Annotated in this window: 15 protein-coding genes; 7 read left to right on the forward strand and 8 right to left on the reverse strand. The window is 62.4% G+C overall.

Annotation, left to right across the window (positions count from 1 at the left end):
* The first annotated feature begins 32 nt into the window (after positions 1–32).
* Positions 33–1,007, forward strand: coding sequence for a lipase family protein (locus LZC95_39680; GenBank protein WXA92556.1), 975 nt, complete (start codon positions 33–35; stop codon positions 1,005–1,007).
* A gap of 147 nt (positions 1,008–1,154) precedes the next feature.
* Positions 1,155–1,484, forward strand: a complete 330-nt coding sequence (locus LZC95_39685) for a hypothetical protein (protein WXA92557.1) — start codon at positions 1,155–1,157, stop codon at positions 1,482–1,484.
* Here the strand turns inward: LZC95_39685 and LZC95_39690 are convergent.
* Positions 1,481–2,401 (reverse strand): LysR family transcriptional regulator, encoded by a 921-nt coding sequence (locus tag LZC95_39690; protein WXA92558.1) that lies wholly within the window; start codon positions 2,399–2,401, stop codon positions 1,481–1,483. The two genes, LZC95_39685 and LZC95_39690, sit on opposite strands and share 4 nt — an antisense overlap.
* 108 nt (positions 2,402–2,509) lie before the next feature.
* Between LZC95_39690 and LZC95_39695 the strand changes: the two genes are divergently transcribed.
* Complete coding sequence (locus tag LZC95_39695; GenBank protein WXA92559.1) at positions 2,510–3,568, forward strand: alkene reductase; 1,059 nt, start codon at positions 2,510–2,512, stop codon at positions 3,566–3,568.
* A 12-nt stretch (positions 3,569–3,580) separates the two neighbouring features.
* On the opposite strand, the gene LZC95_39700 is transcribed toward LZC95_39695, so the two are convergent.
* The 5 genes from LZC95_39700 to LZC95_39720 form a co-directional block, all read right to left on the reverse strand.
* Positions 3,581–4,006, reverse strand: a complete 426-nt coding sequence (locus LZC95_39700) for a biopolymer transporter ExbD (GenBank protein ID WXA92560.1) — start codon at positions 4,004–4,006, stop codon at positions 3,581–3,583.
* 114 nt (positions 4,007–4,120) lie between these two features.
* Positions 4,121–4,678, reverse strand: a complete 558-nt coding sequence (locus LZC95_39705; GenBank protein ID WXA92561.1) for a redoxin domain-containing protein — start codon at positions 4,676–4,678, stop codon at positions 4,121–4,123.
* Positions 4,678–5,265 (reverse strand): protoglobin domain-containing protein, encoded by a 588-nt coding sequence (locus LZC95_39710; protein ID WXA92562.1) that lies wholly within the window; start codon positions 5,263–5,265, stop codon positions 4,678–4,680. The genes LZC95_39705 and LZC95_39710 overlap by 1 nt, the downstream gene beginning before the upstream one ends.
* Positions 5,266–5,361: 96 nt before the next feature.
* The gene (locus LZC95_39715; GenBank protein ID WXA92563.1) at positions 5,362–5,985 is read right to left on the reverse strand and encodes a MarR family winged helix-turn-helix transcriptional regulator; all 624 of its coding nucleotides are present in this window, start codon (positions 5,983–5,985) and stop codon (positions 5,362–5,364) included.
* Positions 5,986–6,029: 44 nt separating this feature from the next.
* Positions 6,030–6,455: a hypothetical protein gene (locus tag LZC95_39720; GenBank protein WXA92564.1), complete on the reverse strand. Its 426-nt coding sequence runs from the start codon at positions 6,453–6,455 to the stop codon at positions 6,030–6,032.
* A gap of 285 nt (positions 6,456–6,740) precedes the next feature.
* Between LZC95_39720 and LZC95_39725 the strand changes: the two genes are divergently transcribed.
* Positions 6,741–7,427 (forward strand): hypothetical protein, encoded by a 687-nt coding sequence (locus LZC95_39725; protein WXA92565.1) that lies wholly within the window; start codon positions 6,741–6,743, stop codon positions 7,425–7,427.
* A 47-nt stretch (positions 7,428–7,474) separates the two neighbouring features.
* Here LZC95_39725 and LZC95_39730 read toward each other — a convergent pair whose 3' ends face one another.
* Positions 7,475–7,921: a hypothetical protein gene (locus tag LZC95_39730; protein ID WXA92566.1), complete on the reverse strand. Its 447-nt coding sequence runs from the start codon at positions 7,919–7,921 to the stop codon at positions 7,475–7,477.
* Between the two features lie 139 nt (positions 7,922–8,060).
* Positions 8,061–9,203 (reverse strand): S41 family peptidase, encoded by a 1,143-nt coding sequence (locus LZC95_39735; GenBank protein WXA92567.1) that lies wholly within the window; start codon positions 9,201–9,203, stop codon positions 8,061–8,063.
* 294 nt (positions 9,204–9,497) lie between these two features.
* Between LZC95_39735 and LZC95_39740 the strand changes: the two genes are divergently transcribed.
* The 3 genes from LZC95_39740 (at position 9,498) to LZC95_39750 (ending at position 13,012) form a co-directional block, all read left to right on the forward strand.
* Positions 9,498–10,775 carry a hypothetical protein gene (locus tag LZC95_39740; GenBank protein ID WXA92568.1) on the forward strand — a complete coding sequence of 426 codons (1,278 nt, stop codon included), beginning with the start codon at positions 9,498–9,500 and terminating at the stop codon, positions 10,773–10,775.
* 1,239 nt (positions 10,776–12,014) lie between these two features.
* Positions 12,015–12,362, forward strand: a complete 348-nt coding sequence (locus LZC95_39745) for a hypothetical protein (protein ID WXA92569.1) — start codon at positions 12,015–12,017, stop codon at positions 12,360–12,362.
* Between the two features lie 197 nt (positions 12,363–12,559).
* Positions 12,560–13,012: a hypothetical protein gene (locus LZC95_39750; GenBank protein ID WXA92570.1), complete on the forward strand. Its 453-nt coding sequence runs from the start codon at positions 12,560–12,562 to the stop codon at positions 13,010–13,012.
* Positions 13,013–13,103: the final 91 nt, after the last annotated feature.

Below are 13,103 nucleotides of genomic sequence, written 5' to 3' on the forward strand. Positions count from 1 at the left end.
TCATAGAGTCTCTCTCCTAGGAGGTGCTCGGTATGGCAAACGCTCGTCTGTCCCGTGTTGCCCGCGTGGGTGGGTCCATCGTTCTCGCACTCTGGCTCGGCGGCTGTACGGCCGGAACGCAAGCGGAGGCCGACCAAGGGGCAGGCAGCCCCGCGGCCGATGCGCTCACGGGCCCGGTTCCCATCGTGTCGGTTCAGAATCTCGAATCGAGCGCCGCGCCCAGCGCCCAGGCGAACGACTTCAACTGCAAACCAAGCAGCGAGCATCCCGAGCCCGTCATCCTCGTACACGGCCTCGGTTCCACGGCGGATGGTAATTGGTTTTACCATGGCCCGCGCATCGCCAATGCGGGCTATTGCGTATTTGCATTGACGTACGGAACGGGCGTGCTCGGGCCGTGGGTGGGTGGCCTTGCCTCCATGGCCGACAGCGCCGCCGAGCTCGGGACCTTCGTCGACAAAGTCCTCACGGCCACCGGCGCGTCCAAGGTCGACATCGTCGGTCATTCCGAGGGCACCACGGTGCCCGCGTACTATATGAAGTTCCTCGGCGGCGATGCGAAGGTGAAACACTTCGTGGGCTTCGGCGCGAACTACAAGGGCACCACCTTGCAGGGCCTCTCCACGTTGATCGGATTGCTCACCAGCGTCGCCCCCGGGCTGGCCGATTTGTTCAGCCGCCACGCGTGCGCATCGTGCCTCGAGTTCATGCCGAACTCGCCCTTCGCGCAAAAGCTCAACGCCGGCGGCGTCACCGTGGCCGGGCCGACGTACACGAACATCGTCTCGCGCGTGGACAACGTCGTCACGCCTTACACGAGCGGTGTCGTCGAAAACGGCGGCGACAATGTGACGAACATCGTGCTGCAGAATGCCTGCAGCTTCGACACCGCCGGCCACCTGGGCATGGCCATCGATCCGAACATCACGCAATTGATCCTACGCGGGCTGGATCCGGAGAACGCCGCCCCGTTGAAGTGCCAGCCCTTTACCACCTTGGGGATTTAGCGCAGGCTACCGGGCCCGGCAACGAGCGGGCCTGGAACACATAAACTTTGTTCATATTTCACATGCGTCCTATTCACTAAACTTTGGTTCGAGAACGACCAAGACTAGTGCGTGAGATGCACAAGATTCTCGTCTACGCCGCGTACGGTGTCCTCGCGTTCACCGGCGCCATGCATTTTTTTCATCGACGTCGTCTCGCAATACGTGCGGGGCAAGCGGCCTCCTGGGCCCGAAACGACGCTCTATTTCGGGCTCAACACCGCCTACGCACTGGGACAGGTTCTCTTCGGGCTTCTCGCCCTCGTCGTGGCGGTGCGCGCGATGGATTTGCTGGGGCGATGGCCCGCCATCGTCCTATCCATCGCCGCGGGCGGCTCGTGGTTGATCTTTGGCTTCCTGTTTCTCGAATACTGGGAGCCGAGGATCGCCGCCGCCGCGTATTGTGCTCTGATCGTGGCGGCCGCAGTCACCGCCTAGTCGACGCCGCCGGCGACCTCGAAGTGCTCGATCAGCAGATCGATCATCGCGCGAACGGCAGGTGAAACGTTGCGCGCGCTTGGATAGACGGCAAAAAGCGGTACCGCAGAAGGGGCGAATCGAGGGAGCACCTCGACGAGCCGCCCATCATCGAGCGCGTGGGCCGCATTCGCCATGGGCAAGCGGGCAATGCCCACCCCCGCGATGGCCAATTCGCTGAGCACCACGTAACTATTGACCGCGAGATACGGCGTGACGGAGACGGTGCGCGCTTTGCGGTCTCCACGAAACGTCCACGTCGTGGGGGTTTGCGCCCCACGCATGACGAGAGTCCGGTGCGCGGCGAGATCCCGCGGATCCTTGGGCACGCCGGCGCGTCGCAGGTACTCCGGACTGGCGAAGACTCCCATGCGTTGGCGGGAACGGTCGAGACGCCGAGCAATGAGGCCCGAATCGTCCAAGTGGCCAAAACGAAGGGCGAGATCGTAGCCCTCTTCGACCAGATTGACCCGGCGATCGACGAGCTCGATCTCGAGCGTCACATCCGGATAACGCGAGGTGTACCTCGCCAGGAGGGTGCCCATGAACACCTGCCCGAACTCGAAGGCGGCCGTGATTCGCAGGTTTCCACTCGGGTGGGCCTGCCGATCGCTCACCATGGCCTCGGCGGCGCGCAGGGCGGCCATGGCACGGGCGGCATCGCGGTAGAAGCTCGCGCCGATGTCGGTGAGGGTAACGCTTCGGGTGGTGCGGGCGAGCAACCGTGCGCCAAGGTGCTCTTCGAGCTCCGCCACCCGCGTGCTCAGGGTGGACTTCGAAATACCGAGTGTGCGGGCGGCGCGTCGAAAGCCTTTCTGCTCGACCACCTCGAGAAAGGCGAGGACCGCGTTCGGATCGGCGTGGCGAATTGTCCGCATGGCCGGACATTGCGTCCGAAAGGCGGTCACTGTCCAGATCCATCCAAAGGGCTCAAGCTCCCGGTGTCGGCCACCGAAAGCGGGCGGCGACTCGAAGGAGTGTTCTCCATGTCCTTGTTTTCACCGTTTCGTCTTGGTCCACTGCAACTGGCCAACCGCGTCGCGATGGCGCCGATGACGCGCAGCCGCGCCGAAGGCAGCCTGCCGAACGAGCTGCACCGCGACTATTACGTCCAACGTGCATCGGCGGGGCTCATCATCACCGAGGGGACCGCCCCTTCGCCGAATGCGCTCGGATATGCGCGCATTCCGGGCCTTTTTTCGGCCGAGCACGTGGCCCGATGGCGCAAGGTTACCGAAGGCGTGCACGCCGCCGGCGGCAAGATCATCGCGCAGTTGATGCACGTGGGTCGTATCGCGCATGCGCTCAATCTGCCTGAGAACGCGCGCGTCGTGGCGCCGAGCGCGGTCCGCGCAGAGGGCCAGATGTACACGGATCAACAGGGATTGCAGCCCCATCCGACCCCCGAGGCCATGAGTGCGAGCGATTTGCACGAGGCGCGCGACGAGTACCGATCGGCCGCTATGCGGGCCATCGAAGCCGGATTCGATGGTGTCGAGCTGCACGGTGCCAATGGGTATCTGCTCGAGCAGTTTTTGCACCCGCATACCAACCGGCGGACCGACGAATACGGCGGCAGCGTGGAGCGGCGCATCCGGTTCGTCGCCGAAACCATCGAGGTCACCGCGGCGGCCATCGGTGCGGAGCGCCTCGCCATCCGCCTTTCGCCGTACAGCACGTACAACGATCTGCCGCAGCACGACATGGTGGAAGCGCAGTACCTCGCGCTCGCGGGCAAGCTACGAGGCCTTCTTTACGTGCACCTCGTGCGAGCGGCCCGAGACGGGTTCGATGCGCTTGCCTCGGACATTCGGCGCGCATACGGCGGTCCGATCATCTTGAACGCGGGCTTCGATGCGGCGAGTGCTCAATCCGCCATCGACGCGGGGCAAGCCGACATGGTGTCGTTCGGCCGCCCCTTCATTGCCAATCCCGATCTGGTGCTGCGCATGCAAAAGGGGGCCGAATTGGCCGTTCCCGACCACGCGAAGTTCTACACCCCCGGCGCGAACGGCTATACGGATTATCCCTCGCTATCGGTGTGATAACCGGAACGCCTACTGTAGGGCGTCCGTTGCGATGCCGACGGTCTCGGCACCGGCGACCTTCGCCGCGTCCACGGCCCATACCAGCCGACCGTAGTTCGCCTGCTCCTCGGCCACGAAGAACACGACACGCTCGCTCTCTTGACGCGGATCCAGGCGCTTCTTCAGCTCCGCGACATAGTCGTTCTCCGTGACCTCCCGCACATTGATGTCGAGCTTTCCGCCGTTTTTCACGTGAACGACAATTTGGTCGGAAGGCACATTGTCCGGCGGTGCCTGCTCGCTGTTCGGAATGCGCACCAAAATGTCCTTCTCGAGCAGCGGCGTAACGACCATGAAGATGATCAGAAGCACGAGCACGATATCGACCAACGGCGTAATATTGATATCACTGTTGGCGCGAACCGGCTCTTGGATCTGGATCGGCCCGTGCTTCATGATGGCACCCCTTCCCGGATGATCTGGTGTTATTCCTTGGATGGCATACCGTCGCGCATTGCCCTCCGCAACGTAAATTTCGTAACGCATTTGCGAGCAGCAAACGCGACTCCATCAACGATTTGCACATCCATCTTCATCGCAGCCAAACCGCTTGGGTTCCAGCGTGGCGCCATCGACGGCGCTGTGGCGCGCGCCGCGCAATTCGCTCAATAGCTGCGCGAGGGCGGCTCCGAGACGGAGATCGTCGTGAACGCCGAATGTCTGCTGTCGGATTCGCCCGTCGCCGTCGATGAGCACCGTCGTGGGCGTGCCTTGCATGGCGTAGGCCTTCATCGTTCGAGGAATGAAACCACCTGCCGGATCGGGCGCGTCGACGCCAACGGGAAATCGAACTCGGTATTCGTGGAGGAACGCCCGCAGCGACTCCACCCGCATGGCTTCGTGGTGTTCGAACACGGTGTGCAGACCGACGACGACGAGAGGCTCGTGCGAAAAATACTCGGCGACACGCTGGGCCTGGGGAATGCCGCGTGTGACGCATCCGGGGCAGAGCATCTGGAACGCGTGCAGCAGCACCACGCGGCCACGAAGGCGCTCGAGCGTGAGCGGCTCCGAGGTGTTGAGCCACTCCGTGGTCGTCCACTCGGGAGCAAGGCGGGGTATCCTCATCAGAAATCCCCGTCTTTCACGTAGGGATGGCTCCATAGTGTGAGCTGCAACAGGCAGGACTTCACCCATGCCGCGTGCATCTTCTCGACCTCCTCGGCCGAGTGCCCCTTCTTCGCGAGGAACGGCCGCAGCGTAAAGGTCACCGGGAAAAGGAGTGCAAAGAGATTACGAAATGGCACGATATCGGTCGAGGGGGCACCGTCGGTCGCATTCTTCTTCGCGCGGTGGTGGCGAAGGCCGATTTCATGCTGGTAGTCCAGCCACCGCTGGTCGTACTGGGCGCGCGCGGTGTCGAGAATCCATTGGCCGAAACGCCTGCGAACCGCGCCGAGGTAGTCGCCGAGTGGCTTGCCGCCCGACTTGCCCGTGAACGACGCGAGGAGATGCGGCTGGCTCCCGACGAAGCCGTACCAAACATCGAGAATCGCCTCGACCTCGTCCTTCACGACGTCGTGCGACATGCGGAGGTACTTCACGTCTTCCTCGCCGAAGAGGGAGCTTGCCTTCATCTGCTCGAACTCGGCGAGCGTCACGGGTGACTTCGCAACCGACGAAGTGCCATAGGTGTAACCGGATAGGCTGCTCATGATGGTCATCTCCTTTTTCGGAGCAAAGCTCCGCTCTTGCCGTCGGCCGGCATGGCCGCGGAAAACTCGATGTCGGGCGTGTTCGCGAAAACGCGCTCAGACGGGGCGCATGAAATGCTCGTGCTCGGGGCAGTCGAGGCGCAGTTGCTCGTCCGCCAAGGGCGCGTCGACGAAGGCGCAATGATGTGGCGACGCTCCAGCGCGGACGTTCGGGCGGAAATGCGTGCATGTCACGCACATCCCGCTCACCGGAACGAGCCCCTGATCTTGCAGGGAGCGAATCATCTTCACGACGCCAGAGAAGAACGCCCGCTGTTCCTCCGGCGCGAGATCGTTCACCGATGCAGCCAGAAACTCGGGCCAGGAGCGCGCGCGGGCGCCCAACGTCGCCCCCCTCTGGGTCGGCGTGAGCAGGCTTGCGCGCGGATGGCGAGGGTCCTTCGACTTCGTGACGAGCCCTTTTTCAACGAGCACACGCACCGAATCGCTGATCGTCGGGAGCGTAATCCCGAGACGCTCGCTCAACTCCGAGCCCGTGAGCGGGCCATGCGCAACGAGCGCCGCAAGAATCTGCCCTTGCGTGGCCGACAAGCCTTCTTGGTTGGCCTGCAGCCAGGCCTGCTGCTTCATCGCGAGCCCAATTTTGTGCAGGCCCGTCGCGATGCGCGCGGCCAGCGGCTCGGTGTGCTCCTCGAAATAAGGCAGGCGCTTCCCACTCATGCCAGAAGAGTCTAGTTAGGACTCCTAAGTTGTCAAGGCGCTGGCTACGTGGGCAAGGTGGACTGCCTGATGAGTCTCGCGAGCGCCGCCACGAAGTCCTCCTCGCGACTGTGGACCGTCACGCTGCGCTTGGTCTCCATGTTGGCCACGTAGGTCCCCATCATCACCAGCGGTGAGGAAATCAGCAGCTCGGCTGGATTGAGTTGCGCGTCCCATCGAGCCAGCCACTCGGTGATCCACCTGCGCGCCTCGGCGCTGTATCCACGGACACCCAGCCAATGGTGACAAGGCGTAATCGTCTCGCCCCGTCGAAGAGCGCGTTCGGCACGGGAGGCATAGTACTGCACGCACGTTTCCGAAAGATGCCCCACCGCGTGGGTCACGAAAACGTTCGGAGTCGGTTGCCAGCACTTGATCACGCACCCCGGTTCGAGGTGCGTGGTCGCCATGCTCGGAATTTCGAACGCCATGATCCCTCCTCGAGGAGGATATCGCGCTCCGGGCACGCGGTCATGGCCTAGAAGCTGCTGCCACGCGCTTCAAAACGCTCGCACGCGAATATCCACCATGGGTGCTGCACGATCGATTTGGTCGTCGGGATGAAATGAGCCCGGCCGCCAAAGAGAGGGATACAGGCCACGGGAGAGTGGCTGCCCAATCAGGATTGCGCGTACACGCTCACGTCAGCTCCTGTCATTTGAAGGAGCACCGCTAGGTGCCGCACGCTCTCGCGCATGTGGAGAAAACTCGTCGTGGTGGGAACTCTTGCAGTCGCGCCGCTCACATCGAAGGCGGCATACGCGGGTGAGGCCGAGGAGGGCATCTTGGTGGTCGCCACCCATGCGAAGAACGTCGTCATCGAAGGCCGCGATACAGACAACGTTTGGCAGCCGCTGTGCACCTCGCCATGTTCGACGGTGGTCACGCCCGATACGCTGCTGCGGGCGCGCTTGGGAACCATTGTGGCCATGTACGCGATCGTCGGCCGAGCGGGAGACCGTGTCGAGTTGCCCATCGCGGACGTGAAGGCGCGTGCGCACGCGCGAGAAATCGGTCGTGGCGTCGCCATGACCGGCGGTGTGGTGGGCGTGGCCGCGCTCCTTACTTCGTTGGGTTTGCTCATGGCCGCCACGTTCCACGAAACGTGCCTCAATCTTTATCGTGCTTGCGCAGACGAAGCCGAGAGAGCCAAGGAAAGCGACCAGTTTCGTGACCAGGCCACCGTCTCGTTCCTCGCGGGGGCGGCGGTGCTGGCCATAAGCGCCTTGTCACTCGTTCTCATGAATGAGATCTCGACGACGGGCCAGGTCGTCAAGGCGGCACAGCGCCCCGTGAAGCCGGCGGCCGTTTGGCGTGTGCCGGCCCCCAGCGTCATCCGAACGCCTCCCGCGACGGACCTTCCTCGAGCGACAATTGCACCTTTGTTTAGAGTAACCTTTTAGCCATTCATCGAGAATCGATTTGGTCGTCGGGAGGGCCGAAGAATCGCTCAATGCAAAGGCGCGGGATTGGGTGCGTCGGCTCGAATTCGAAACGTGAACGAGTAGGGCACCGCCATGATCTGGCCGTTATAGATTGGTGGCCTGATTCGATACGTCGACTCGATAGTGCGCAATGCCTCGGAGGTGGCCACTTCGCACCCGGGGACCGCAACGTCGCTATGGCATTTCGACACGATGCCATCCAGCCCGAGCTGACAGCGAATGATGACGGCTGCCACCTCGACATTCGAGGCCGCGCACGACTTCCCATCTTGGAAGAACGAGGGCTCCGTCCCCGAGAGCCGCTTGGGACGAACCCACCCCGTCGAGCGGTACTCATCTCCGTAGTCCGCGATGGTCCAGGCCCGAGGCGGCGGCACCACTTGCGTGCTTGACCCTGGGTTGCCCGCCGAGGCGGGCGCCTTTCCCGCCTCCCCTGCGCACCCAAGCAGCATCGTGGCTATTACCGCGACATTGAGCCCATGAATCCGCGCTCTTGCTCTCGAGATCAATCTGCTCCGCCTCCTTCAAGCCGAGAACCACGTTTGGCGCCATACACTTAGTAAATTCCGCCCCACGATGTCCACCGCGTGCTCACTCTCGGCGGCCGAATTTCGTTTGCAGTTCGTCGAGTATCTGACGCAGATGCGCATCGCTCTCGTGATCGTCGGCCTGCGCGATTCGCTGTCGAATGGCCAGGATGTGCGCCGTCGAAAGCGCGTTTTCGGCGGATGTCTCGACGTCTGGCTTTACCCCTGTGCCTTCCCAGTTGGTCTTGGTAATCGGATTGATGGGCCGACCGTCGGGAATGAACACGGAAAAGTGCTCGGTAACGCGGTGCTCGTCACAAGGATTGGCGCCCCCACGTGTCGTCTCACCGATGATGACGGCACGTTTCAGAGCCTTGAGATCGTAAGTGAACTCCTCCGCGCTCGAAAATGTGCGTGTGCTCGTGAGGATGTACACGGGTTTCTTCGAACCGAAGCGCTTAGCGGGTATCAACGGGAGAGTCCAAAATTCCCGAATCCGATCGTCACGTCGGAAATAAATGTCGTTCAAATGCACCGGTTCCGCGTCGAAAAGATATGTCGCGACGAAGGCCACCATCGCAGGTTCGCCACCGCCATTTTGGCGCAGGTCAATGATCAGGGCGTCCGTGTCCGCAAGGGAGGTCATCGCCGCTGCAGCAGTTTCCCCCGCCAAACTGGGCTCGAAAAAGCGACGCATCTCGAGGTAGCCGATGTTTCCCTCGAGCCGCTCGACACGCTCGATACCGTAATTGACACCGCGCGCGAACCTCGTCTCTCGCTCACGCTTGGCAAGATCCGTTGGTTTGGCCGGGTCGCGGTCGGGCGGAACCGGGGAGGCGCTGTATCGAACCCGCAGGTGCTTGTCGTGGCTGATCTCGCGTAGATGCTCGGTGAGCAAGTGCGCAAGCATGACCGAGCTCCTAACCCCGTCGTACTCATGCCGCTGCACCCTCGCACGGACGGCCGCGACCATTCTCGTCGCAACGTCTGGGAAGACGTACGTTGCGGGGAGCTTTTCGAGTACTCCATCGATGACCTGGGTGCGAAGTGCGGCATCAATCGGAGCATCCGGCTCCGGTCGCATGGTCCCGCTTGCGTCCGTCGCAGGGAGCGTCATCGTCACCCCAGAAGACGGGTGACCGGGCGAACGAGCCGCGCAACCGACGGTGGCGACGAGTGCGAGGGCAAAAGGAATAAGAGATCTCATGGTTCGAGTCTTCTTTCGTGCTGGCCCACCCTACTCCGCCCAGCCACGAAACCCGAATATTGCGCTTTGCCGCCTCGCGATTCACGCTCGCTATCGTCACCATAACATCAGGCCATGTACCTTGGCTGAGATTGCCCGCATGGAATGGCGCTCGTACCAACGCGTGTTGGCGTGCCGTCGACGGATCCCGTCGAGCACGAATTTCTGCAGCGGACAAAAAAAGTCTGGGGTGGTGATGGAAACCGCGTGGAGACGCCAAATGTCGGAGTGATGGTCTCGACAAGGATTACTTCGATGAAGTCAGCCTCCATCTCCTTGGGATTCGTGCTCATTGCCTTGGGCGCCTGCTCATCCGGCCAGGCCGCGCCGAGTAGCGATAGAAACAACGTTTCACCCAGCGACGCTGCGGATGCAAGCGATGGCGGCGCCGTCCATGATGCCGGCGATGGCGGCGCCGTCCATGACGCCGACGACGGCGGCTCGGCCCCGGACGCAGGTGGCAACGCGGCGCCACTAGGTCAGGTGGGTGCAGCCACCGACGGAACGCAAGCGTTCTTCGTTTGGACGGGTGGCGTCCAAGCAGGAGTCCACGGCGCACGCATTGCCGAGGATGGGACGATCCTCGGGCGGGTCACATTGGCCTCGGACACGACGGCTTATCAAAATGTGGCGGCCGCTGGCTACGATGGGCAGCACTTTCTCGTGGCTTGGCTCAACGGGCGACCAGGCTATTGGACCCTCTCCCTCCATGGGTCGCGTGTGAGCAGGCAAGGGCAGTCCCTGGATTCGCAGCCGATCGTCATCGGCAGCCCGGGGTCGGGCCTCATCGATGATCTCCATGTCGGCACACGAGTCGTTGTGGCCGGTGGAGCGGGCTTCTTCGACGTGGGCTGGGCGAATGGATCCTACGGCAACGTGCGGGTCGACGGCTCCGGGTCGGTGGGGCCGGCCACCGAATACAGGCCCCCGGATGGAATACAGGAACAGTTTCCCGCAGCCATTTCGCTGAATGGCTCGCTAGTCACATTGTGCGCGTTTGCTGGAGCCCCTCCGCGGCCGGGAGGCCCTCCGACGAACCCGGAGGTTAGGGTTGGTGATTGCCACAGTTATCCGGACCAAGCCAACCCCAACGGGGGATACAGCAGCTCCAGTGTTCCCGCCTTGGCCTACGGGGGAAACACTCTCGCCCAAGTGTGGTCGTATCAAGACAAATACCAATCATCGATGATAGCGGTCCAAGGCAGAATTGGCGAACACCCATTTTCGATTGGAGGGAGCGCGCGCGACGTCGAGGTTGGATTCGATGGCACGTATTTTCATGTCGTTTGGCTCACCAATCAGTACAACGCCTCCGCATTGATGGAACAGCGAATTCGCGTCGATGGCTCCCTCGTTGATTCGCCGGTGACGCTCGAACCGTCGACATCGCACGTGGCCGACGGGATCAGCGTCGCTTGCCCGGGAACCACCTGCATGGTGGGATTCCACGACGACGCCGGCATTGGCGTCATCCGGCTCGCGGGTGCGGGCCCCGGTCCAACCGAGCGCATCGCGCTCGCCCCCGCCCCGTGACATTGAGCTCCTTCCCGTGCGAGAACGTCCGACACGGATCGCGCCGGCGGACAGCGTCCATCAGCCTCAAAATTCGTGACGTCGTGACAATACCGCCCGCCTAGTCACCGCCGTCACCGCCGTCACCATCCGAGCCACCGTCACCAAAGTCGCCAAAATCAAATCCCCAGCCCCCGTCACCATCGCCCGAGCCCCCGTCGCTCCTCCGAGGATGGTAATCCGAAGGGTCGAATCGCAGGGGCTCGGGGAAGTTCTCGAACGTCGGTGGGGCCTTCTGGAGTACTCTCGCCACCGCCTGGAACTCGTATCGATCGAACCACGTCCCGTGCTCATCGCACAGATCGATCTCGATAAGCGTTTGGTCGACGGTAATCCTGCGCAGAGTCTTCTTGCATAGGGGACATCTCGGCTCGCGATTGCGAATCGGATGCGGGACGGAATTTCGTGACGCAAGATCGGCGAGTGCGATGGCATCCGCGTCGAGTCGCTCGAACATACGTTTCGCCAGGTCATTGCCGACCCAAACGCCGCCACAGATACCGCACCCGTGAAGAGTGCTCGTGCCACGTGTTCCTTCATAGAGCGGTTGTCCACTGCAGTGCGGGCATTTCAAATTTTCTGTCACGCAGCGATCGTATGCACGGGCCACCCGCCCCGCAACGGCGGTTCACCCGGCGTCGGTCATCGTTGACCGCGCGGCCATTTCGGCCGTGGCTCGACGCGGCCCGCTGGCGCCCCTCGGCGGACGAGCCAATGCGAGGGAACGAAAGACGTCTATTGTAGAAAACTTGTTCTCTGGAACGCAGAGATGACTCCACCGCAGCCACGAGAACGTATAGTGCGCTTTGCCGCCTCGCGATTCACGCTTCGTCCACGGCGTCGCCTGCCACCCGAAAGCCGTCCCGCTTCGAGGGTACATGAATGAAGACGTTGCTCGCTATCATCACCACAGCATCCGTTCTTGCTAGCGTGTTGCCTGCGAAGGCCGAGGGAGCAACTTCCACGCCTCCGGCACGCCCGAAATCGACCGACCCCGAGCCGGGAGTCGTCTGGACGCATCTTGATTCGTCTTCCGGATTGCGAATCGAACGCAACTTCGATTCGATGCATAACGACTGGCACCCCGTGTGCCTCGCGCCTTGTGATCGGGAGCTTCCATCCGACCCCGATTATCGCGTAGCGGGTCCGGGAATCCATCCGTCCGCAAAGTTCGTGCTCCGCGCCCCCGATGGCGGTCGAATGGTGATTCACGTTCACTCGGGCTCCAAGGCACTTTCGGTGGTGGGATGGGTAGTGTTCGGTGCAGGTACGGTGACGACCCTCACGGGCTTCGCGCTCCTGTTGGGGAGAAGGCTCGTGTTTCAACCGGGAGACCGCGATGACGACATGGCAGGCGCAATGGCCGTGGGGGTCGGCGCTACCGCGGCAATCGGCGGGCTCGCACTCGTTTTGATGAATCGGCGGACCACCATTTCTCAGGACATTTTCCCGCGCGCGCCTGATGACCGCCCTTCATCACCGGGCACCCCGTCCCTATGGCCGCAGTGCGCACGATGGACCTTCCCACTCATTGGCGGCTATTTCTAAAAAAGCGCCCGGCGAGCGTTTGAGCTGGGTGTCGCCCCTTTTCGGATATTGGCTTGTCCCCTCGGAGTGGCATGAGAAGTGCGCAGCCTCCACCGACAGACACCGCAGGAACACATGGGCCGAGGTAGACATTGCCAAGAAGCGCCGACCTGGCTGACTGTAAGATTCGGTGAAGGCTTCGTGGTGGCTCTGGAGACATGCACATGGAACTGAACGACGACGCATTCCGCTTCTTCACGGGACTATCGGGGCGGCTGCACCTCGCGTTGAGTGAGGAGCCTACACGCATTACGCCCAACCTCTTGAACCTGGCCGCCCCGCCCACGGCGCGCGTCACGGATGCATCGATCACCTTCAAGGTCTTCGAAGATGGCAATTTTCGTGCGCTGACCGAAGAAGAATGGGGCCGCGTGGTCATGCGGACGCCGAGCATCCGCATGCGCGATCGCCTGGGCGAGTTGGTGGTCGAGCACCTCGCCCCCGACGGCTCCGTTTTCTCCGTCCGTGATCTCTGTGCGGCGGTGGAAGAGACGGCGCGAAGGAGTCGCGCCTCCAGCAAGTGGTTCGGCGGCGTCGACGTGCACCACGTGTACTTCGAAGGAATCCACCTCGATGAGGACGGAGTCTGGGACATCCGCTGGGGCTCGTAACCCCAGTATGCGCGGGAGTCGGTTTCTTTGGCCAAAGCGTGCGGCATGCTGGCCAACTACGTGTGCACGGTCTTGTCGTTTCAGAGTCGCT

Source organism: Sorangiineae bacterium MSr12523, assembly GCA_037157775.1.
GTDB lineage: Bacteria > Myxococcota_A > Polyangia > Polyangiales > Polyangiaceae > Pendulispora > Pendulispora brunnea.

What these genes read in the sequence shown, in the direction of transcription:
- LZC95_39680 (WXA92556.1), top strand. Translation starts at nt 33, where the DNA reads ATGGCAAACGCTCGTCTGTCCCGTGTTGCCCGCGTGGGTGGGTCCATC.
- LZC95_39690 (WXA92558.1), bottom strand. Translation starts at nt 2,401, where the DNA reads ATGCGGACAATTCGCCACGCCGATCCGAACGCGGTCCTCGCCTTTCTC.
- LZC95_39695 (WXA92559.1), top strand. Translation starts at nt 2,510, where the DNA reads ATGTCCTTGTTTTCACCGTTTCGTCTTGGTCCACTGCAACTGGCCAAC.
- LZC95_39700 (WXA92560.1), bottom strand. Translation starts at nt 4,006, where the DNA reads ATGAAGCACGGGCCGATCCAGATCCAAGAGCCGGTTCGCGCCAACAGT.
- LZC95_39705 (WXA92561.1), bottom strand. Translation starts at nt 4,678, where the DNA reads ATGAGGATACCCCGCCTTGCTCCCGAGTGGACGACCACGGAGTGGCTC.
- LZC95_39710 (WXA92562.1), bottom strand. Translation starts at nt 5,265, where the DNA reads ATGAGCAGCCTATCCGGTTACACCTATGGCACTTCGTCGGTTGCGAAG.
- LZC95_39715 (WXA92563.1), bottom strand. Translation starts at nt 5,985, where the DNA reads ATGAGTGGGAAGCGCCTGCCTTATTTCGAGGAGCACACCGAGCCGCTG.
- LZC95_39720 (WXA92564.1), bottom strand. Translation starts at nt 6,455, where the DNA reads ATGGCGTTCGAAATTCCGAGCATGGCGACCACGCACCTCGAACCGGGG.
- LZC95_39730 (WXA92566.1), bottom strand. Translation starts at nt 7,921, where the DNA reads ATGCTGCTTGGGTGCGCAGGGGAGGCGGGAAAGGCGCCCGCCTCGGCG.
- LZC95_39735 (WXA92567.1), bottom strand. Translation starts at nt 9,203, where the DNA reads ATGAGATCTCTTATTCCTTTTGCCCTCGCACTCGTCGCCACCGTCGGT.
- LZC95_39740 (WXA92568.1), top strand. Translation starts at nt 9,498, where the DNA reads ATGAAGTCAGCCTCCATCTCCTTGGGATTCGTGCTCATTGCCTTGGGC.
- LZC95_39745 (WXA92569.1), top strand. Translation starts at nt 12,015, where the DNA reads ATGGTGATTCACGTTCACTCGGGCTCCAAGGCACTTTCGGTGGTGGGA.
- LZC95_39750 (WXA92570.1), top strand. Translation starts at nt 12,560, where the DNA reads ATGCACATGGAACTGAACGACGACGCATTCCGCTTCTTCACGGGACTA.